This window comes from Shimazuella sp. NTD247, from assembly GCF_059510415.1.
On sequence record NZ_JCAJZU010000002.1, the window covers coordinates 296,750 to 315,447 of the forward strand.

An 18,698-nucleotide genomic window follows, 5' to 3' on the forward strand; every position below is an offset into this window, starting at 1 on the left:
GTCTCTCTCCTATTTTCTGCTTTTATACATCAATGCTAATGCGCCTACCAAAATTGCTCCTTTCACAATATCTTGGGCATAATAAGGTACATTCAACATGGTGAGGCCATTGAGTAATATCCCAATTAAGATCGATCCAATAAAGGTACCAAATACATTTGGTTTATTTGCCCCGAAAACAGAATACCCGATCAATGCAGCCGCAACTGAATCCATTAGTAGAGATGCCCCAGCTGACACTTGTCCCGTCCCGATTCGCGATGCCAGCACAATTCCGGCAATACTTGCAAATAATCCACTTAAAACATATGCATAGGTTCGATATCGTTTTACAGGAACACCAGACAATTGTGCAGCTTCTTCATTTGCTCCAGTAACATAAAGCAAGCGGCCAAATTTCGTATAATTTAACGCAAGATGAACAGCAATGACAAAAAAGAACATGATAATCACAGGAAATGGAACAGAAAAGAGTTCACCTTGTCCAATAAATAAAAAGGAAGGCAGTATTTTACCTGGAGCAATAGTGCCGTCTTGCAGCGGCATATTATTATAAATGCTATACCCTTTTGTAATAGTTAAATGCAGACCATTAATCATGTACATCATACCCAAAGTCGCAAGCATATCTGGCAGACGAATTTTCACAATGAGAAAAGCATTGACTAAGCCCACCAGTAATCCTACTAGTAGTGGTATCAATAACGCTACAACTGTCTCTTGCCGATACCAAACCATCGCTGCTGTGCTTGTAATAGTAGCTAAACTGACAGTAGAACCAACAGACAAATCAAAACCATTGACAATAAGGGACATTGTCACCCCAATTGCAACTAATGTAGTAATAGAAATAGAGCGAAGAATGTCGGTCCAATTTTTGTAAGTAAAAAACTCATCAGATAATATACTAAACAATGCAATAATCAGCAAAATTGACAGAACTGTTCCGTATTTGGTTATGATATACACTGCTGATGACCGATAGTTTTTTGTCTTCTTAGTAAGTTTTGGTGCTTCGATACTCTGTTCCATCGCCTTCTCCTCCTGCTACTAATGTCATCAACTCTTCCACTGAAGTTTGGTTTGTCTGTCTTTCTGCGATCAACTTACCATCATATAAAACAATCACCCGATCCGACACGGTTAATAATTCATTTACCTCACTCGTAAAATAAATAATGCCCTTTCCTGCTTTTGACAGCGTGGAAATGATAGAAAATACATCAACTTTTGCTCCAATGTCAATTCCTTTGGTTGGTTCATCAAAAAGAAATACCGAAGCATTTGTATCTAACCATTTCCCTATGGCAACTTTCTGTTGATTACCCCCGCTTAAAAAGCGGACAATTTGCTTGCTGTCAGCTGATTTGATGTTTAATTTATCTCTTATATTCTCGGCCAATTGCTTTTCCTTTTGATAATCCAGCAAACCCCATTTGAAAATTCGCTTTACATGCGGCAATGAAAGATTTTGATCCAATGGAAAATCGATTACTACCCCCTCTTTTCTGCGCTCTTCTGGTATCAGACATATACCTGCTTCGATCGCTTGCTTAGAGTGCTTTATTTTCCGTTTTTTTCCTGCGATGTGTAATGTACTGTTGCTTCTATCCTGTCCCGCCAAAACCCTAGCGATTTCTGTCTTTCCTGCTCCTACCAATCCTGCTACTCCTAAAATTTCTCCTTCATGCAAAGTAAAAGAAATACTTTGTTCAAGTTTTGGAATATAAAATTCATTCAATTGCAGCAGAGGTTTTGCAGACACATGCGCCCTTCTCTCTTGTATTGGAACCAATTGCTTACCTAGCATTGCTTCGATAATTTCGTCATCCGTGACTTTTGATACTTCACTTTGTAAAACCGTCTTCCCTTCTCTTAATACAGTAATTCGATCACATATTTTTCGAATTTCTGGTAAGCGATGAGAGATGTATACAATGCCGACCCCATTTTCTTTAAGTCGATTGATCAGCTGAAACAGAATGGAGCTCTCCTCTTGACTAAGCGGTGCCGTTGGTTCATCTAAAATCAAATACTGTGTATCTCTGGCTATTGCTTGCGCAATAATAATTTGCTGTTTCTCACTTAAACTACACTCGGAAACCAAGCGATTAACGGAAATTTTCAAACCGACTTTTTGTAACAGTTCTTTTGCTCTGTCTTTTCGCTTTTTTCTTTGAAGAAAAAAAGGTCCTTGAATCAATTCATGAATGGTAACATTCTCAGCCACTGTCAACTCTGCAAACAATGCAGCGTCTACCTCTTGAACGACGATGCCAATTCCTGCTTCGATCGCCTTATGCGGAGAAGAGAGCGACACTTGCCGCCCTCCAATCGTTATCTCTCCATCATCTTTCTCTAGTTGCCCTGATAAAATGTTTACTAATGTACTTTTACCTGCACCATTCACTCCTAATAAAGCATGAATTTCTCCTTTATTGACCATAAAATCTACCCCGCGCAGAACATGATTCTGGTGAAATGATTTCATAATCTTTTTCATTTGGAGTGTCATTTTTTATTCGCCTCGGCTAACTTATCCATCCATGGAGAAACTGCTGTTTGTGTTGCTCCCCAACCTGCAATATATTTTCCAAGTTGATTCATATTGACAGCTTGTGCAGGCAAATTTTTCTTTTCAACTAAATGAGGCTGTACACTATAAACTTGCGGAATCTTTTCCCCTGCTATTTTTTGATAGAGGAACCGGACTTGAATTTTTCCTACTTCTGTTGGATCCGTTGCAGTACTCGCTACCCATGGACTATTATTTTGCTGAATAAGTTGCAGGTCTTCATCGCTTAAATCAATTCCATATACTTTTATCTCGGTTCTGCCAGCTTGTTGAATTGCTCTTGTAACACCTTTGGCAAATTCGTCCCATGGTGCAAACACAGCATCAATTTGACCTTTCGGATATTTTTGTAGAATAGCCTCCATTTGTGTCTGTGTATCTAATGCAGTGTTATTGGAAGCATTGCCGAATTTTGCAATTTCTTTTATATCTGGATAACGTTGTTGAAAAGCTTTGTAAATGACATTGCGGTTTTCCATAGGCGCGAATCCCCCAACCCATACATATACGATGTTGCCTTTTCCATTTAAATCTTGGGCAAGGGTTCTCAAAGAATTCCAAGCAAGAGAGTAATCATCTTGATCAATAACCGTTACACCTGGAAGATGAATGTCACTATCAAAGGAAATAACAGGTATACCGGCAGCTATTGCCTTTTTCACACTTGGTAATAAAGCATCAGCTCGACCATGATCGAGTAAAATCCCATCTACTTTTTGACTGACTGCTGTATCAATGTTAGACGCCATTTTCGATAAATCATTATCCGAGTTATATACCTGAACTTCTCCTCCAAACGCTTTCACTTGAGCTTGAATTCCAGCGATGTATTGACTAGAGAATGTTCCAATCGACAATTGCGAAATCGCGGCTATTTTTAAAGGTTTTTTCAACTTCTCTGGAATATTTGTATTTTTATTAGAAGTCGATGTGTCTTCTGCGGCATTATTCTGATTAGTTGATTGATTTACTTGGTTTTGTTCGTTTGAGCAAGCGGTTAGTGCGAATACCACTGCTAAAATAACAGTGACCCATTTCAAGCGTTTCATGTTGTTTTCCCCTTTGGTATACGCTCGATGAGCGATTCGAGTTTGTCTGGTGAAAATATGCCATGATCAGTAATAATTGCTGTAATATACTCTTTGGGTGTGACGTCAAATGCAGGATTAAATACTTTGGTGGAAACAGGCGCAGTAGGTACCTCACCAAATCGCGAAACTTCTGTAGCTGGTCGTTCTTCTATCGGAATATCTTGACCTGTGCAAGTATGAAAATCAATCGTAGATAAAGGAGCAGCTACATAAAAGGGAATATTCAGCGCTTTTGCTTGCAATGCCAAGCCTAATGTACCAATTTTATTAGCCGTATCGCCATTTCTGGCTACCCGGTCACAGCCGACGATTACTGCGTCGATTTGTTTCGTTTTCATTGTGTGTGCAGACATGTTGTCTGTAATTAATGTGACATCAATATTTGCTTGCTGTAATTCCCAAGTAGTAAGTCTAGCACCTTGCAGCAGTGGACGTGTTTCACAGGCATATACATGTAAATTCCATCCTTTTTCCTTCGCTATATAAAAGGGAGCCAGAGCAGTCCCGTATCTTGCTGTAGCAATACTGCCCGCATTGCAGATGGTCATAATTTTTTGCTCATCTGAAAAAAGAGTCAATCCATATTCTCCAATTCGTCGACAAGTTTGTTCATCTTCTGCTTGGATTTTCAATGCCTCTTGCTCAATATAGTTTTTCGCTTCGATAACACTTGTTGCCTGTACGGCATGGCGAACTACACGATCCAATGCCCAAAACAGATTTACAGCAGTGGGGCGAGACTGAGCAAGTTGTTCTTTGACCTTATCCAATGCAGCTAAAAAGGCGGGAAGATCGGATGATTGCCACTGATTTGCCCAAACAGCTAAGCCAAAGGCAGCAGCAATGCCAATTGCTGGTGCGCCTCTGACTTGCAACTGATAGATGGCATTCCAAACATCTTCAATCGTATATAGGCGAACATATTCTACTTTTTGTGGTAATAAACGCTGGTCCAATAAAGAAATATGATCTTTGTTGTAAATAACAGATACGATGGACTGCCTCGATTCAGTAGTTATCATGTCAACGACTCCTGTGCCCAAGATAAAAAAGCGTGAATTCCTTTGATTTCGTGTCTATTTTTAATCAGTTGTGCTCCAGCATCCAATGCTTTTTGTTTTAAGTCAATCTGAACAGGAGCATCATCAATTGTATTTAAATCAGCAACCTGTGCCAAACCAATGGTTCTTCTGACTATCTCACAGCCAGCAAATCCAAGACTGTCTGACCAAACTTTTTCAACAAAAGCTTCTGCTACACCCGGAATACTTGAAAAAGTATAATGCCCTTTTGTCTTGCAGAGCTCTAAAAATTGCACCGAAAATGTCTCCCATGTTTGTTGACACGTATCTAATAAATAGTTACGAAATGATAGTAATTGTTCTTCATCTTTGATATGTGCTTCTTGCGACAAAAAATTGAGCAGCAGATTAGCAAAAAATTGACCCAGATCAAATCCGATAGGACCTACAAATGCAAATTCCGGATCAATCACTTTGGTAGAATCTTTGGTTACAAAAATACTACCTGTATGAAGATCTCCATGAAGCAGTGCTTCCGCTTCCGTTAGAAATTGCAGTTTTAATTTCGCTGCTTCGCGTTTTAACTCGTCATCTTGCCAAAATTCGGTTACAAATGATCTCATTTCATCAGATATTTCATTTGTATCATGGTCAAAAAAAGGATCGGTAAAAACTAGATCTTCCGTAATTTTACATAATTCTGGATTCAAAAAGTCATGTACCAATGCTTTTTTGGTGAAAGGATGCAGGAAGAAATCGCTGGTATGGAACAACGTTTGCGCAGTATAAGTACCAATATCTTTACCCAAGTTTGGATATTGTTCCCCTTGGATCAGGGCAGTTCGTAATATCTCATGAGAAGATAAATCTTCCATCACTGTATAAGCCAGATCATGATCATGATCATAAACAACCGGAACTAACTCGGGAACTACTTCTGCAGCTTTTTGCAGTGACAAATATTCAATCTTTGCTCGATCAAGTGTCAAGGGCCAGCTTTCCCCGACTACTTTTGCATATGGAAGTGCTTGCTTGACAACAATTGATTTTCCGGTAATGGGATCTTCTAAAAGAAACACATAATTGAGGTTTCCATCGCCGATTTCTGATACCCTTAACTGCTCAACATCTTCAAAATATTGGAGCTGCTCTATCACTTTTCGTACGGATTCTACCGTCAACGCTTGATAAGAACGCTCCTGCGTTGTTACCATTTTCCAATCTCTCCTTTTTGCGCAAATCAAAAAACCTCTTTCTGTACGAAAGAGGCTTGGAACAGTCCAAACCTCTTATCTTACAGATTAAATCTGTTGGAATTAGCACCGTGCCATGCGTGGTATTACCACGGCCCTGTCATACACAAAGAGCCCCATCTTACGATGGTATTACGGTCGGTTGCTGGGTTTCATCGGGCCATTTCCCTCCACCTACTCTTGATAAGAGATAGCTAACCTATTTATTTTTACGTTCAACCTGTCATTAAAAAGAATTTAAATCGAATATTAAATCGTTCTCTTCATTTTGTCAATAAACATTCGTTTACTAACCAAAAACATTTTGACAGTTGTTCCTCTAAATAATAACATAAATGACTAGAAACAGGTACAGGAAGTGGAATAATTGCAAACATTTCAATATGCAAAAAGAATGCATCAACTACCCGAACAGTTTTTTGCTAAATTAGTGAAAGATGTGAATCGTTATTCGCAAGCTGGATATGATGTGATTAATCTTGGGCAGGGAAATCCAGATTTACCAACTCCAAACCATATTATTTCCGCTTTGCAAACAGCAGCTACAAACCCTGCCTATCATAAATACTCTCCTTTTCGAGGATTTCCGTTTCTCAAAGAGGCAATAGCAACTTACTATAAACGAGAGTATGGGGTTGCAATTGATCCCCACACAGAAGTAGCTGTATTATTTGGCGGAAAAGTTGGTTTAGTCGAAATCGCACAATGCTTTTTAAATCAAGGAGATATCGCTTTGGTTCCTGATCCCGGATATCCAGATTATTGGTCTGGAATTGCGATGGCTGATGCAAAAATGGAAATGATGCCCCTGCTTGCAGAGAATGATTTTCTTCCAGACTATGAAAATATATCTGCATCCATTTTGGAACAAGCAAAATTAATGTTTTTAAATTATCCTAATAACCCTACAGCTGGTGTGGCCACTTCTGATTTTTTCCAAAAAACCGTGCTGACAGCAAAAACAAATAACATTTGTGTAGTCCATGATTTTGCCTACGGTGCAATCGGATATGACGGTCAAAAGCCGCTGAGCTTTTTGCAGACACCTGGAGCAAAAGATATTGGGATTGAGATTTATACCATGAGTAAAACCTACAACATGGCAGGATGGCGTATCGGCTTTGCTTTGGGAAATCCATCGGTGATTGAAGCAATTGAATTGTTGCAAGATCATTTTTATGTCAGTTTGTTCGGTGCTATTCAAGAAGCGGCAGCTACTGCATTACTCGAATCGCAACATTCTGTGGAAAAATTGGTGCAGACATACGAAAAAAGAAGAGATGTATTTATTTCAGGATTACAAAAAATCGGCTGGGATATCCAAAAACCAAAAGGCTCCTTTTTTTGCTGGCTGCCAGTTCCTGATAGTTATCATTCACAAAGTTTTACAACACACGTTCTCAAAAATGCACATATCGCAGTCGCTCCAGGAATAGGTTTTGGAAAAGCAGGAGATCGCTATGTTCGTGTAGGTTTGTTAGCAGATGAAGAACGATTACAAGAAGCAGTTGACCGATTGGATAGCTTGGAATTATTCCGTTGACAAAAGGATACTCTTCCATCATAATCGTAATATCTAATCACAAGACAATAATGACATTCTCTTATCAAGAGTAGGTGGAGGGATGAGCCCAATGAAACCCGGCAACCGATTTACCATGTTGGTAAAAACGGTGCTAATTCTTACAGTGAACACACTGAAAGATAAGAGGAAGCGGTGTAAACGTTCCCCTCTTCCTCAGGAAGAGGGTTTATTTTTTTTAAAAAAGGAGGAGAACAATGGGAGCAGCAATTGCGACGTATCTTGTTCCTAATAAAGGAGACCTCTTACAAAAAGCAGAACAAATCGCCCTTGGTCTTACTGTTGGATCATGGACCGACCTACCCAAATTAGATCAACAACAATTGGCTAAACATAAGGGAGAAGTTATTCAAATCCAAACATTATCAGAAGAACAGGGATTGATCACTATTTCCTATCCATCCGTTAATTTTTCTGCGGATATACCTGCTATTTTAACAACCGTATTTGGAAAACTCTCCCTAGATGGAAAAATAAAGCTAATTGATCTGGAGTTTACTCCTGAATTAGCACAACGATTTCCAGGCCCATCTTTTGGTGTTCTCGGTGTCCGCAATTTACTGGAAGTGACTGATCGACCCCTACTAATGAGTATCTTTAAAGGGATTATCGGCAGAGATCTTTCTTTTTTTGAGCACCAACTTCGAGAACAGGCACTTGGTGGTGTGGATATCATCAAGGATGATGAAATATTATTTGATAATCCCACTTGTCCTTTTGAACAGCGCATTGCCATTGCAAAAAAAGTACTTAGAGAAACCGAGCAAGAAACTGGGGAAACAACTTTATATGCTGTAAATCTTTCTGGTCGTTCTACTGAATTAGTAGAAAAAGCAAAACATGCTGTCTATCTTGGAGCCAGTGCCTTGTTATTTAACGTATTTACATATGGATTGGATACCCTTCAAGCACTTGCAGAGGATAAGGACATACATGTTCCTATTTTAGCACATCCTGCTTTCGGAGGTGCGGTAACAGCCTCTCCTACTTATGGTGTCAGTTCCTCTCTTTGGTACGGGAAGCTTCTGCGTGCCGCAGGAGCAGATTTGGTATTATTCCCTTCTCCTTATGGAAGTGTCGCATTGGAGAAAACGGCAGCACTTGGTATCGCAAAAGAATTGAGCAGTATACATGATTATTGGAAAAAAGCATTGCCTGTGCCCTCCGCTGGAATTCATCCGGCGCTGGTTCCTAAGCTCTTTGCTGATTTTGGTATCGATTCTGTCATCAATGCTGGCGGAGGTGTACATGGTCATCCAAGTGGAGCCATCGCTGGTGGAAAAGCTTTTCGTCAAGCAATCGAAGCTGCGAAAAAAGGAATATCTTTGAAAGAAGCAGCTCATTCCCATTCCGAACTAGCAAAAGCTATAGAACTTTGGGGAGGATCAATATAGTGAACAAGCAGCCAGTTATTTTTTGTGACTTTGATGGAACTATTACCCAATCAGACAATATCGTCTCCATTATGAAAAATTTCGCACCTCCCGAATGGGAAGCTATCAAAGACGCTGTCCTTTCTCAAGAGATATCTGTTAAAGAAGGCGTTGGAAAAATGTTTTCTCTTCTGCCTAGTTCATTAAAAGAGGACATTATTGCATACGTAAAAGAAACTGGGATTCTTCGTGATGGATTTGCATCATTTGTACGTTTCACCCAAAAACAAAAAATCCCGCTCTACATCGTTTCCGGTGGCATTGATTTTTTTGTTTACCCGATTTTAGATAGTTATATTGATCGTCCATATGTATACTGTAATGCAAGTGATTTTTCGAAAGATAACATTCAAATATTATGGCCGCATACATGTGATGCGCACTGCTCCAATGATTGTGGTTGTTGTAAACCATCTATCATCCGACAATTTGATTCAGATCAATACGAAAAAATTGTTATCGGGGACTCAGTTACCGACTTTGAAGCAGCAAAGATCGCAGATCGCGTTTATGCAAGAGATTTCCTTATCGAACAGTGTCAAAAACTACAGATTCCTTTTACTCCTTTTGAGAATTTCACAGATATCATAACAGACTTAGAAAGAGTTGAAGTCAGTTGAGTATTTTACAAAAACGATGGGAAGAGCTAGCAACGATCAAGTCAGAATTAGCAAAAAGAGACTGGTTCCCTGGTACGAGTGGCAATTTATCTATCAAAGTGAATGATGATCCTAAAACTTTTTTGGTTACCGCCAGTGGAAAGGACAAAACCAAACAAACACCTGATGATTTTATTTTGGTGGATGAAAAAGGCACTCCGCTTGCAGAAACAACTGCAAAAGTTTCGGCAGAAACTGGGCTGCACCTTGAAGTTTATAAGCGAACAGCTGCAGGCTGCTGCCTTCATATTCATACGGTAGATAACAATATTATTTCCGAACTGTATGGTGATCGAGGTTATGTAGCGATCAGCAACCAAGAACTCATCAAAGCATTTGGGATATGGGAACAAAATGCAGAGATTGCAATTCCTATTATTGAAAATACAGCAGACCTTACTGTACTAGCGACTACTTTTGGAAAAGCAATTCAACCAAAAGTTCCTGCTGTATTGATTCGTAACCACGGCATTACGGCATGGGGAAAAAATGGCTTTGAAGCGAAAAAGCATTTGGAAGCGTTTGAATTTCTGTTTTCTTATTTAGTGAAGCTACATCTCTTAAGTTCAAAACAACTACAACATATCTAAGGAGTGTGTTACCATGGCACAATTGCGTTTTCATGACAACGAAGAGCGAGTAACAGACCAACAAAAAGTGAGCACTTATCTGGACAGCCAAGGGGTAATCTATGAACATTGGGATATTTCCAAACTTCCAAGTCAACTTCATGAAAAATATGACCTTACGGAAGAAGAAAAAGAACAGATCATACAATCTTTTCGAGGTGAAATTGATGATCTTTCCAAACGCAGAGGCTATGTAACGGAAGACGTCATCTCCCTCTCTGACGCGACACCAAATTTAGATGAATTGTTAGGAAACTTTATCAAAGAACATCATCATACGGATGACGAAGTACGCTTTATTGTTAGTGGTCATGGTATTTTTGCCATCCAAGGTCCAAATGGGCGTTTTGTAGATGTAGAATTGGAACCGGGAGACCTCATTTCTGTGCCTGAAAACTATCGTCACTATTTTACATTGATGGAAGATAGAAAAGTAGTTGCCATTCGTATTTTTAAAGCAAAAGAAGGATGGGTTCCGATCTACTAATAAAAAAGATCTGAGTGAAAGAATCACTCAGATCTTTTTTATATTTTCTTTTCCATTATCGGTTGTGATTCTCTCGTTTTATTGATCCATTTTTGTACAAGTTTTCTAGACCATTCATCTAATCCCCAAAAAACAAGTGCCAATACAATGGAACCGTACAGCAAAATATTCCCTACTATCTGAAATCCAGGTAATTCTAAAAACTGACCACCATTTAAAATATAAAAGTATACGAAAAGAAAATTAGGTATCAAAATAATCGCCAAATTGATCCATTGCCTACCTCTTCTCCTTTTAAAGAAAACTGCATCTCCAATAAAACTACTGACCATCATAATCATCGAAAACGAAATTATTGCAATTATCGAGGCACTAAATCCCATCATCGTCGTCGATCCGCCCAGCGTGTAACTAGCCAATAATGCAATCGATAGACCAACAAATAACACTAACCCTAAAACAATGAGTTTTCTTATAATAGCAAAAACAATCTTCATTGATACTACTCCTTTTTGCATTTGTCATTCCAATTAGTATAAACAATAAAAATAAAACAATAATAATACTCAGACTTATTTTCCGGAGGAGAAATACTCCTCTATTACAACAAAGACTTATACATTATCACATGAAGTCCAATAGGTGAGATCTCAAATGTCTCCCCTGCCTCTATATACCCCAGATTTGCATAATAATCTTTTGCGCTCAAACGAGCATTGCACCAGAGTAAATCACTTCCTTCTGCTTTCAGCAAGTTCTCAGCATGAGCGATAATAGAGCTACCGCCTTTTTGTCGACGAAACTGCGGATCGGTTGCCATTCCCCTCAATTGGTAAGGTAATTTTGCTTCTACTAACGGACAAGAAGATTGCAAAAATGTTCCTATACTAATCAATTTCCCATCAAAAAAAGCTCCTAAATGAATCGTTGTAGGATCTTCATCCCCTTTATATTTACAATCTTCTAGTGTTTGATTTGATCGTAATACCGCGTGCCGCAAATGATACGTTTGAGATGCTTCGATTTGTTGTATGGTTAACATGTTTGATCTCCTACTGTATTTTTTCTTATTATATCTGATTTGTTTCTTTCCTACTAATTCACTTATTAATAATAATAAAGTATCACTTTGAAAAATGATTGTCTTTTTTTATTTTATTAACTTTTCCGTTTTCTTCTTCTGGTATTGTATAGAAGAATACTATGTATGAAGAAGGAGGAAAAAAAATATGTGTTATTATATCTCTTTCGCTGTTCCCTCAAATATCGATCGTTATGCACATTTGTTATTAACTGCAAATTTAGAATTACAACCAAATCAAAATAGATCCTTTCGGGCTTTGGTTCCATATACCTTTCAAACATACTTTTTAACGACCGAAATTTGTTCATGTGAACTCTATGAGAAAACAGAAAATCAATTGTATGGATTTCGTGCAGATGTCCAGCATTATTTTCATCGTTTATCCAAATATGCCAAAAATATTTTTATACATATTCATTTTTATCGTGGAAACATTGAAAAAGAAAAAATACCTGTTGTTTCCTCTCAAAACTTAGCAATAAAAGATATGATGACTACACAGATGGATCAAGATTGTTTTTATCAAATCCTCTTGAACGAAACAAGTATGTAGTTAAAGAAGATCCCACAATAGTAGGTAATATTGTGGGATCTTCTTATCAGGATACAGGAGTACCATTTTCTACTGGTTCATCCGGCTTCAAAAGAACTACATCACCACTGCCTGGTATGCCTCCTAATACTAATACTTCTGATTTAAAACCAGAAATTCGCAAAGGAGGAAAATTGACAACAGCTACTACTTGCCTCCCAATCAGCTGATCTGGTTCATATCTAAATGTAATTTGTGCAGAAGAATGTTTTACCCCAAGTGCTCCAAAATCAATTATTAATTTAATTGCTGGTTTTCTCGCTTCTGGAAAGGCTTCTGCGTGAATGACTGTACCGATTCGAATATCTAAATTATGAAAGTCTTCCAGTGTTGCCACTTTCATTCCTCCATCCTACCGTTATAAAAAATTCCTCTTTTGAAAGATTATCATGCTTTTGATAACAACAACCTAATCAAAAGAGCCTCCCTGTCATGGAAGACTCCAATCTATAAACTTCTTTTATTCTCGGGAGCCTAGATGAAGTAAACCTTATCATCCAGACTCTACTTGTACAACAACAAGTTAGTTGCTGCAAGTTCCGTTCACTTCTTGCTTTGAAGAACCTTTAGCGCCTCGTTGTAAGCTTCAATACCGTTGGGTTTGTTACTGAAATGCTGCAAACCAAGCTCTACAGCCTTATCTGAAATGGCACTCCAAGCAATTTGAATGGCATTATGCTTGTTACTCTCTAGCTTTTGAGGAGTGTCATACTTTTTCAAAATATGATCAACACCTGTCTGAAGGAGCAAAGCCTTCTTTCGCTTCTCCACAAACTTTAGCATCAGGTTCTCCATTCAACAAAGAAGATAAACTTCAACTATATACTAACACAGTATGAAACGATAAATGAACCACTAACTAAATAGCTATCGCTACTCAATTAAATCCCTATAACCGCTATCATTAACAACATACATTTTATAATTAAAATTTATTCAATCATTTCTGGATTCACCTGTAAAACCGCTTTGAGCAATCCTGGAAAAAGTTCCTCTAGATCATCGTAACGCAACGAATAAAAATGCTGCGTTCCTTCAATCCTTACTTGTGCCACACCTCCTTCTCGAAGAACTTTTAAATGGTGAGTTAATGTTGATTTGGGCATTAAATCATGATAGATCGCACAATTTTCCTCCCCATTTCTCCCTAAACTCAAGACAATCTTTAATCGTTTTGGATCACTTAGAGCATGTAAAACAGAAGATAAACGAATATCATTTTTGGATGGTTGAAATGGTTTTCTCATAAGAAGAGAATAACACAGCAACAGTTAGAATTCAAATTACTAAAATACCAATAAACTAGTATTTTAAAAAATATGTTGACTTCATGTTTTTCAGCATGTTATCATCCGTTTGTACTAAAAATTTAGTACATTAGTCCAAATAGGCTGATCGAATTAACACCTTCATTAAACTAAATCTTTATTCGTCTAAGAAAAGGGAGCAAAAAAATGAATACTCAAACAAGATATCAATCATTGATCGTTTTCATTCTCGCATTTGGAGTTTTTGGCATTATCAATACAGAAATGGGTGTAATCGGGATATTACCTCAGATTGCAGAGCACTTCCACATAAGCACATCTCAAACCGGATTACTTGTCAGTCTTTTCGCACTAGCTGTTGCCATCGCTGGACCAGTCATGCCGTTATTATTTTCAGGTATAAATCGAAAAACGTCCATGCTATTGGTCATCGGTCTTTTTGTGATTACCAATGTCATTTCCGTCTATGCAAGTCATTTCTCTCTACTTTTAATAGCTAGAATCATACCTGCCTTTCTACATCCTGTTTTTTTCTCTGTAGCTTTTGTAGCAGCAGCTAATACAGTTAGCAAGGATCAACTCACCAGAGTAAATGCGAAAATTTTTATGGGTGTAACTGCCGGTATGGTTATCGGGACGCCAATTGCAACCCTTATTGCAAACTCCATCTCTCTGGATGCTTCGCTCTGGTTCTTTGCCATTGTTAATGCGGTTGCTTTTGCAGCTATTTTGCTTTTCATTCCATCGATGCCTGTAAAAGAAAGACTTTCTTATGGATCACAACTGAGCATTTTAAAAAAATCACTGGTGTGGCTTAGCATCTTAACCGTCATTAGCATCAATTCTGCAATGTACGCTGTTTATAGTTTCTTTGCTGACTACTTGGCTCAAGTAACACATATGTCAGGCAAACAAATCAGTTTGATGTTAGTACTATTCGGATTAACTGGAATCATTGGAAATATGATCGCAGGAAGATTTCTTCAGAAAAAAGCAATGCCTACTGCACTGGTGTATCCGTTTATTTTTACTGTAGTTTATTTGCTAGTATATCTGCTGGCTGATTTTTCTGGACTCATGATGTTCTTAATCGCAGTCTGGGGTGTTCTCTTTACCTTAGGACTTAATATTTCCCAATACTGGATTACATCTGCTGCACCTGAAGCACCTGAGTTTACAAATGGTTTGTTTGTAGCGTTTGCCAATTTAGGTATCACCATCGGGACTTTTGTTGGAGGATTGTTTATTTCCAAGATAGGTGCTCACCACGTAGTATGGGCTGGTATCTTATTCCTAGCACTTAGTCTTATTCTCATTGCAGTGCGAGCTTTCATATACAATCCCAAAAAAGCAGCATATCAACCGAAACAAGTGTCCTAAGAACGAAAATAAAGTTAAACACTTGCCTTTTGCATCGCTCAAGGATATAAATTTATTTCAATAAGCAAGGAGAAATGAAGATGGATTTCCAACTCAAAGATAAAGTTGTCGTGATCACTGGAGCTAGTTCGGGAATTGGTTTGGCGACAACCAATTTATTTTTAGAACAAGGGGCTAAAGTAGTAGGGGCCAGTCGGAATATTGAAGCTCTGGAGCATATTTCAACAGAGAAACTTATCGCTGTATCTGCTGATCTAAGCAAACAAGGAGGGGCAGAATCTGTTATCCAAACCGCTGTCGATGCATTCAACAGAATCGACATTTTGATTAACAACATAGGAATTGCTCCCATTCGCAATGGATTTCTTCCAATCAAGGATGAGGAATGGGAAGACGTTCTGAATGCCAACTTTATGAGTATGGTTCGCGTCACTCGCGCTGCCCTGCCTTATATGATTCAGCAGAAAAAAGGTTCGATCGTCAGTATATCTTCTGAAGTAGGGCAATTACCAGATGCAATGCTCCCAGATTACAGTGTATCGAAAGCTGCAATGTTAAGTTTATCTAAATCCATCGCTCAAGAATTTGGTCCCAAAGGAATTCGCTCGAATACTGTATCTCCGGGTCCCACCAGAACTCCATTATGGGACCGTCCTGATGGTTTCGCAGATGGTCTTGCTGCAACATTTGGTATGGAAAAAGAAGCTGCTATTGAACACTTCGTTAAAAACGTTAGGGCTCTGCCGCTTGGACGATTAGGTACTGCTGAAGAAGTGGCCGCTATTATTGCCTTTGTCGCCTCTGATCAAGCTTCATTTGTCACTGGATCAGAGTACATGGTAAATGGCGGTTCCTTAAGACAACTATAATTGAGACAATTTATATTGATAGAGGCTGTTGCATTATTCTATTTGAAAGCGAAGATGCTCGCGGATGTAGCGTCCTTTGTAGGTTTTCAACAACAGACGCGGAAAACGCAAGTATCAAGCGACTTTATACCATGTTTAAAGTTCTTTTATGCAACAACCTCTGATAAAAAAAAGGAGCAAAAGAAATGAAAAGATTTAAATCTCTGATCATTGGTATTTTTGTTGCAGCGCTTTTTGCCTTTCCTTTTATTCAACCCACCGTTTTTGCAAATTTTAATAAAGATAGTCATGCACTCACCAATGTGCAAAAGATAAATAAGAACTGGGTAGCAACTTGGAATGCTAGTCCTGAACCAACTTGGGGAGCGAATTTTCCTTTACCAACAAAATTACCTGACAAAATCGAAAACCAAACAATTCGTCAAGTTGCCAAAATCAGCCTCGGAGGAAACCAAATTCGTATTTCTTTTTCCAATGAATATGGAAAAGAACCATTAACAATCGGAGAAGCGCATGTTGCTATAACAGATAATGGATCAGCTATCGTGAAAAATACAGATCGAAAAATAAAATTTGGCGGAAAAACGTCTGTTGTCATTCCAGCAGGTGCATCCATTGTGAGCGATCCGATTCATTTAAAAGTCAATCCACTATCCAAAGTTAGTGTAAGTTTATATTTTCCAAAAACCACTACTCCAACAACCTTTCATTGGGATGCCCGTCAAACTACCTATATTGCAAATGGAAATGTTACTTCAGCAACAATGATGAAAGCTGGTTCCACTACTGATGCAAGTATGTATCTAACAAGTATATCTATACTTTCTCCTAAAAATAATGGTACGGTTGTAGCAATAGGTGATTCGATCACAGATGGTGATGGAGCAACAGTAGATGCAGATACTCGTTGGACCAATTTCCTTGCCAATCGTCTAGTATCCCAAAATGTTTCGGTAATCAATGCAGGAATTTCCGGAAATCGCTTGTTAAAAGATGGCATGGGAGAAAGTGTGTTATCACGTTTCAATCGAGATGTACTAAGCAAACCAAATGTTAAATCAGTGATTGTACTGATCGGCATTAATGATATCAGCTGGCCGGGTACCGGTTTTGCTCCTACCGAAAAAAAACCGACATTTGATGAATTAGTCACAGGATACCGCCAACTTATTAGACAAGCTCATGCTCATCATATCAAAGTCATTGGTGCAACTCTAACTCCATTTGAAGGGGCACTATCGGGAACAGACCTAGATAATTACTATAGCAAAGACAAAGATGAGCTTCGCCAGAAAGTAAACAGATGGATTCGCAGTGGAGAATTTGATAGCGTAGTGGATCTGGATGCTATCCTGAAAGATCCCGGTCATGTGGCAAGACTTCTACCAAAGTATGATTCAGGCGATCACCTCCATCCAGGTGATGATGGTAACAAAAAAATAGCAGAATCGATAGATTTAAACAGCCTTTTAAATTAAATGTAATAATTGATCATTTGTATAGATCTATACAATGGATGCTGGTGCTAAGCACTAGCATCCTATTAAAATTGATGAAATTTATGCTTTGTTAAAGGAAATGCATATGACAAAATCTGCGATTTCACTTTTCTTTCCAAAGCCTGTACAAAAAAAGCAACACACCCCATAGGGAAGTATTCCCAGTCCTCTTCTTTCGCAGCATTTATCATAACTGGCCAACTATTTGGGTTTCGTTCTTCTCCTTTACGCACCAACCAAAAAAGGTATTCTCCATTGTCAGTAGTAGCCCAAGGAATCAAACGATGTTTGCCGTCTTCGATTTCATCTGGTTTTTTTTCATACTCCCACAAACTTTCATAAGCTTCGGCTCGCTCCATGTCGTGTTTCACGATGTCATAGTGTTCTCTGCCTGGTTCTAAAAAATAAAGATAATCCTCAAATTGCCCCCCGCTGTACCTTTCTACTACCTCTTTATAGGCGTCAGGTAAGGTAACTCCTAGATTGTCCTCGACTCTCTGCCAATTGAAGGTTCTTTTGTTCGCTGGCGGCGGTATCAATTCCATTAATTGCTCTATAAAATAACTCATCATCCTACCACTCCTGTGGTTTTATCACTTAAATTGTAGTCTTTTTTAAAATCAGGGAATATTTGCTCTAAGTGATGCTTCATATGCTGTAGATAATCATTTATCATCCATTCAAGTGTTACTTGATCGCCATTGGGCAGCGTACATTTATAAGAAAACCTTTCTTTTGGCAGGTTGGAAACTACACGAACAATCGAGCGATTTAAACTTTCCCATAATGTCAGCACCTCATTTAAAGAAGCATTTCGATAGTGTTGCGCCAAAACCCATTCATCTTGATTATAGGGAATAACTACCATAGGTTCCGGATGATACTGAGCTTGAATAAAGCGAGACAGGTTATTTACCGCTGAGTCACACAAATGACCGATAATTTCAAGACGTGACCACTTTCCTGTAGAGAGAGGTTTGACAATTTCCTCATTTGACAACAGTTTTAATTTTTCTGGAACGAATGTCAGTGATGCTTCTAACTGTTCAATAACATTTAAGTTCATTAACATCTCTCCTTTGTTTTTATTTTTGTATAGCTGTATTCCTGTATATGTATCTGTAATTACATTTTAATCAATGTTTATATATACCGAAACAAAATAAGGATTTTTATTGGCAGTTGGTAATATTTGATCGAAGTAAGTCTTTTCATACATAGATTTAATATGTGTTTACATCTTAGGCCGATCAATGGTATTGGACCACAAGTTCA

General features: G+C 38.4%; 21 protein-coding genes and 2 riboswitches. Of the genes, 9 read left to right on the top strand and 12 right to left on the bottom strand.

All coding sequences use genetic code 11. The features are described from left to right. Nucleotides 1-9 precede the first annotated feature (9 nt). Genes AC5WOC_RS05930 through mtnK form a run of 5 tightly spaced genes read right to left on the bottom strand, consistent with a single transcriptional unit; the run spans nt 10 to nt 5,902 of the window. Nucleotides 10-1,032 (bottom strand): ABC transporter permease, encoded by a 1,023-nt coding sequence (locus AC5WOC_RS05930; RefSeq protein WP_496054481.1) that lies wholly within the window; start codon nt 1,030-1,032, stop codon nt 10-12. Next, the gene (locus tag AC5WOC_RS05935) at nt 998-2,515 is read right to left on the bottom strand and encodes a sugar ABC transporter ATP-binding protein (RefSeq protein WP_496054482.1); all 1,518 of its coding nucleotides are present in this window, start codon (nt 2,513-2,515) and stop codon (nt 998-1,000) included. The genes AC5WOC_RS05930 and AC5WOC_RS05935 overlap by 35 nt, the downstream gene beginning before the upstream one ends. Beyond that, nucleotides 2,512-3,624 (bottom strand): sugar ABC transporter substrate-binding protein, encoded by a 1,113-nt coding sequence (locus AC5WOC_RS05940; protein ID WP_496054483.1) that lies wholly within the window; start codon nt 3,622-3,624, stop codon nt 2,512-2,514. The genes AC5WOC_RS05935 and AC5WOC_RS05940 overlap by 4 nt, the downstream gene beginning before the upstream one ends. Next, the gene (gene mtnA / locus AC5WOC_RS05945) at nt 3,621-4,688 is read right to left on the bottom strand and encodes an S-methyl-5-thioribose-1-phosphate isomerase (protein WP_496054484.1); all 1,068 of its coding nucleotides are present in this window, start codon (nt 4,686-4,688) and stop codon (nt 3,621-3,623) included. The genes AC5WOC_RS05940 and mtnA overlap by 4 nt, the downstream gene beginning before the upstream one ends. Next, nucleotides 4,685-5,902: an S-methyl-5-thioribose kinase gene (mtnK, locus tag AC5WOC_RS05950; protein ID WP_496054485.1), complete on the bottom strand. Its 1,218-nt coding sequence runs from the start codon at nt 5,900-5,902 to the stop codon at nt 4,685-4,687. Before mtnK ends, mtnA begins: the two co-directional genes overlap by 4 nt. A gap of 72 nt (nt 5,903-5,974) precedes the next feature. Next, a riboswitch (SAM riboswitch) is annotated at nt 5,975-6,131 on the bottom strand. A 177-nt stretch (nt 6,132-6,308) separates the two neighbouring features. Between mtnK and AC5WOC_RS05955 the strand changes: the two genes are divergently transcribed. The 5 genes from AC5WOC_RS05955 (at nt 6,309) to AC5WOC_RS05975 (ending at nt 10,731) form a co-directional block, all read left to right on the top strand. Further along, the gene (locus AC5WOC_RS05955; RefSeq protein WP_496054486.1) at nt 6,309-7,484 is read left to right on the top strand and encodes a pyridoxal phosphate-dependent aminotransferase; all 1,176 of its coding nucleotides are present in this window, start codon (nt 6,309-6,311) and stop codon (nt 7,482-7,484) included. Nucleotides 7,485-7,542: 58 nt separating this feature from the next. After that, a riboswitch (SAM riboswitch) is annotated at nt 7,543-7,652 on the top strand. Nucleotides 7,653-7,720: 68 nt separating this feature from the next. Beyond that, entirely contained in the window at nt 7,721-8,917 is a 1,197-nt protein-coding gene (locus AC5WOC_RS05960; protein WP_496054487.1) for a 2,3-diketo-5-methylthiopentyl-1-phosphate enolase, read from the top strand. Further along, complete coding sequence (locus AC5WOC_RS05965; RefSeq protein ID WP_496054488.1) at nt 8,917-9,576, top strand: 2-hydroxy-3-keto-5-methylthiopentenyl-1-phosphate phosphatase; 660 nt, start codon at nt 8,917-8,919, stop codon at nt 9,574-9,576. Before AC5WOC_RS05960 ends, AC5WOC_RS05965 begins: the two co-directional genes overlap by 1 nt. Further along, nucleotides 9,573-10,205 (top strand): methylthioribulose 1-phosphate dehydratase, encoded by a 633-nt coding sequence (locus AC5WOC_RS05970; RefSeq protein ID WP_496054489.1) that lies wholly within the window; start codon nt 9,573-9,575, stop codon nt 10,203-10,205. Before AC5WOC_RS05965 ends, AC5WOC_RS05970 begins: the two co-directional genes overlap by 4 nt. 13 nt (nt 10,206-10,218) lie before the next feature. After that, the gene (locus AC5WOC_RS05975; RefSeq protein ID WP_496054490.1) at nt 10,219-10,731 is read left to right on the top strand and encodes a 1,2-dihydroxy-3-keto-5-methylthiopentene dioxygenase; all 513 of its coding nucleotides are present in this window, start codon (nt 10,219-10,221) and stop codon (nt 10,729-10,731) included. A 38-nt stretch (nt 10,732-10,769) separates the two neighbouring features. Here AC5WOC_RS05975 and AC5WOC_RS05980 read toward each other — a convergent pair whose 3' ends face one another. Together AC5WOC_RS05980 and AC5WOC_RS05985 are read right to left on the bottom strand one after the other, a co-directional pair. Next, nucleotides 10,770-11,228, bottom strand: a complete 459-nt coding sequence (locus AC5WOC_RS05980) for a hypothetical protein (RefSeq protein ID WP_496054491.1) — start codon at nt 11,226-11,228, stop codon at nt 10,770-10,772. Nucleotides 11,229-11,332: 104 nt separating this feature from the next. Beyond that, a complete protein-coding gene (locus AC5WOC_RS05985) occupies nt 11,333-11,773 on the bottom strand; it encodes a GNAT family N-acetyltransferase (RefSeq protein WP_496054492.1) in 441 nt (146 codons plus the stop codon). Between the two features lie 187 nt (nt 11,774-11,960). Here AC5WOC_RS05985 and AC5WOC_RS05990 point away from each other — a divergent pair, with 187 nt between their 5' ends. Continuing rightward, nucleotides 11,961-12,368 (top strand): hypothetical protein, encoded by a 408-nt coding sequence (locus AC5WOC_RS05990; RefSeq protein WP_496054493.1) that lies wholly within the window; start codon nt 11,961-11,963, stop codon nt 12,366-12,368. Between the two features lie 46 nt (nt 12,369-12,414). Here the strand turns inward: AC5WOC_RS05990 and csaA are convergent, their stop codons facing one another. From csaA to AC5WOC_RS06005, 3 genes are all read right to left on the bottom strand, one after another. Further along, on the bottom strand, nt 12,415-12,744 hold the full coding sequence (gene csaA, locus AC5WOC_RS05995; protein ID WP_496054952.1) for a chaperone CsaA: 330 nt from the start codon (nt 12,742-12,744) through the stop codon (nt 12,415-12,417). A gap of 206 nt (nt 12,745-12,950) precedes the next feature. Continuing rightward, nucleotides 12,951-13,190 carry a hypothetical protein gene (locus tag AC5WOC_RS06000; protein WP_496054494.1) on the bottom strand — a complete coding sequence of 80 codons (240 nt, stop codon included), beginning with the start codon at nt 13,188-13,190 and terminating at the stop codon, nt 12,951-12,953. A 149-nt stretch (nt 13,191-13,339) separates the two neighbouring features. Continuing rightward, nucleotides 13,340-13,654 (bottom strand): ArsR/SmtB family transcription factor, encoded by a 315-nt coding sequence (locus AC5WOC_RS06005; protein WP_496054495.1) that lies wholly within the window; start codon nt 13,652-13,654, stop codon nt 13,340-13,342. Nucleotides 13,655-13,861: 207 nt separating this feature from the next. Between AC5WOC_RS06005 and AC5WOC_RS06010 the strand changes: the two genes are divergently transcribed. The 3 genes from AC5WOC_RS06010 (at nt 13,862) to AC5WOC_RS06020 (ending at nt 17,402) form a co-directional block, all read left to right on the top strand. Beyond that, complete coding sequence (locus tag AC5WOC_RS06010; protein WP_496054496.1) at nt 13,862-15,055, top strand: MFS transporter; 1,194 nt, start codon at nt 13,862-13,864, stop codon at nt 15,053-15,055. A gap of 80 nt (nt 15,056-15,135) precedes the next feature. Continuing rightward, nucleotides 15,136-15,924, top strand: a complete 789-nt coding sequence (locus AC5WOC_RS06015) for an SDR family NAD(P)-dependent oxidoreductase (RefSeq protein ID WP_496054497.1) — start codon at nt 15,136-15,138, stop codon at nt 15,922-15,924. Nucleotides 15,925-16,109: 185 nt separating this feature from the next. After that, nucleotides 16,110-17,402: an SGNH/GDSL hydrolase family protein gene (locus AC5WOC_RS06020; protein ID WP_496054498.1), complete on the top strand. Its 1,293-nt coding sequence runs from the start codon at nt 16,110-16,112 to the stop codon at nt 17,400-17,402. Nucleotides 17,403-17,467: 65 nt separating this feature from the next. Here AC5WOC_RS06020 and AC5WOC_RS06025 read toward each other — a convergent pair whose 3' ends face one another. Then, complete coding sequence (locus AC5WOC_RS06025; protein WP_496054499.1) at nt 17,468-17,995, bottom strand: SMI1/KNR4 family protein; 528 nt, start codon at nt 17,993-17,995, stop codon at nt 17,468-17,470. Further along, a complete protein-coding gene (locus tag AC5WOC_RS06030) occupies nt 17,992-18,489 on the bottom strand; it encodes a DinB family protein (RefSeq protein ID WP_496054500.1) in 498 nt (165 codons plus the stop codon). The genes AC5WOC_RS06025 and AC5WOC_RS06030 overlap by 4 nt, the downstream gene beginning before the upstream one ends. Nucleotides 18,490-18,698 lie beyond the last annotated feature (209 nt).

Excerpts from the sequence above, each read along its gene's own strand:
- AC5WOC_RS05990 (WP_496054493.1), top strand. The coding sequence starts at position 11,961 with ATGTGTTATTATATCTCTTTCGCTGTTCCCTCAAATATCGATCGTTAT.
- AC5WOC_RS06015 (WP_496054497.1), top strand. The coding sequence starts at position 15,136 with ATGGATTTCCAACTCAAAGATAAAGTTGTCGTGATCACTGGAGCTAGT.
- AC5WOC_RS05975 (WP_496054490.1), top strand. The coding sequence starts at position 10,219 with ATGGCACAATTGCGTTTTCATGACAACGAAGAGCGAGTAACAGACCAA.
- AC5WOC_RS06020 (WP_496054498.1), top strand. The coding sequence starts at position 16,110 with ATGAAAAGATTTAAATCTCTGATCATTGGTATTTTTGTTGCAGCGCTT.
- mtnK (WP_496054485.1), bottom strand. The coding sequence starts at position 5,902 with ATGGTAACAACGCAGGAGCGTTCTTATCAAGCGTTGACGGTAGAATCC.
- mtnA (WP_496054484.1), bottom strand. The coding sequence starts at position 4,688 with ATGATAACTACTGAATCGAGGCAGTCCATCGTATCTGTTATTTACAAC.
- AC5WOC_RS05980 (WP_496054491.1), bottom strand. The coding sequence starts at position 11,228 with ATGAAGATTGTTTTTGCTATTATAAGAAAACTCATTGTTTTAGGGTTA.
- AC5WOC_RS05935 (WP_496054482.1), bottom strand. The coding sequence starts at position 2,515 with ATGACACTCCAAATGAAAAAGATTATGAAATCATTTCACCAGAATCAT.
- AC5WOC_RS05940 (WP_496054483.1), bottom strand. The coding sequence starts at position 3,624 with ATGAAACGCTTGAAATGGGTCACTGTTATTTTAGCAGTGGTATTCGCA.
- AC5WOC_RS06030 (WP_496054500.1), bottom strand. The coding sequence starts at position 18,489 with ATGAACTTAAATGTTATTGAACAGTTAGAAGCATCACTGACATTCGTT.
- AC5WOC_RS06000 (WP_496054494.1), bottom strand. The coding sequence starts at position 13,190 with ATGCTAAAGTTTGTGGAGAAGCGAAAGAAGGCTTTGCTCCTTCAGACA.
- AC5WOC_RS06005 (WP_496054495.1), bottom strand. The coding sequence starts at position 13,654 with ATGAGAAAACCATTTCAACCATCCAAAAATGATATTCGTTTATCTTCT.
- AC5WOC_RS05985 (WP_496054492.1), bottom strand. The coding sequence starts at position 11,773 with ATGTTAACCATACAACAAATCGAAGCATCTCAAACGTATCATTTGCGG.
- AC5WOC_RS05930 (WP_496054481.1), bottom strand. The coding sequence starts at position 1,032 with ATGGAACAGAGTATCGAAGCACCAAAACTTACTAAGAAGACAAAAAAC.
- AC5WOC_RS05960 (WP_496054487.1), top strand. The coding sequence starts at position 7,721 with ATGGGAGCAGCAATTGCGACGTATCTTGTTCCTAATAAAGGAGACCTC.
- AC5WOC_RS06025 (WP_496054499.1), bottom strand. The coding sequence starts at position 17,995 with ATGATGAGTTATTTTATAGAGCAATTAATGGAATTGATACCGCCGCCA.
- AC5WOC_RS06010 (WP_496054496.1), top strand. The coding sequence starts at position 13,862 with ATGAATACTCAAACAAGATATCAATCATTGATCGTTTTCATTCTCGCA.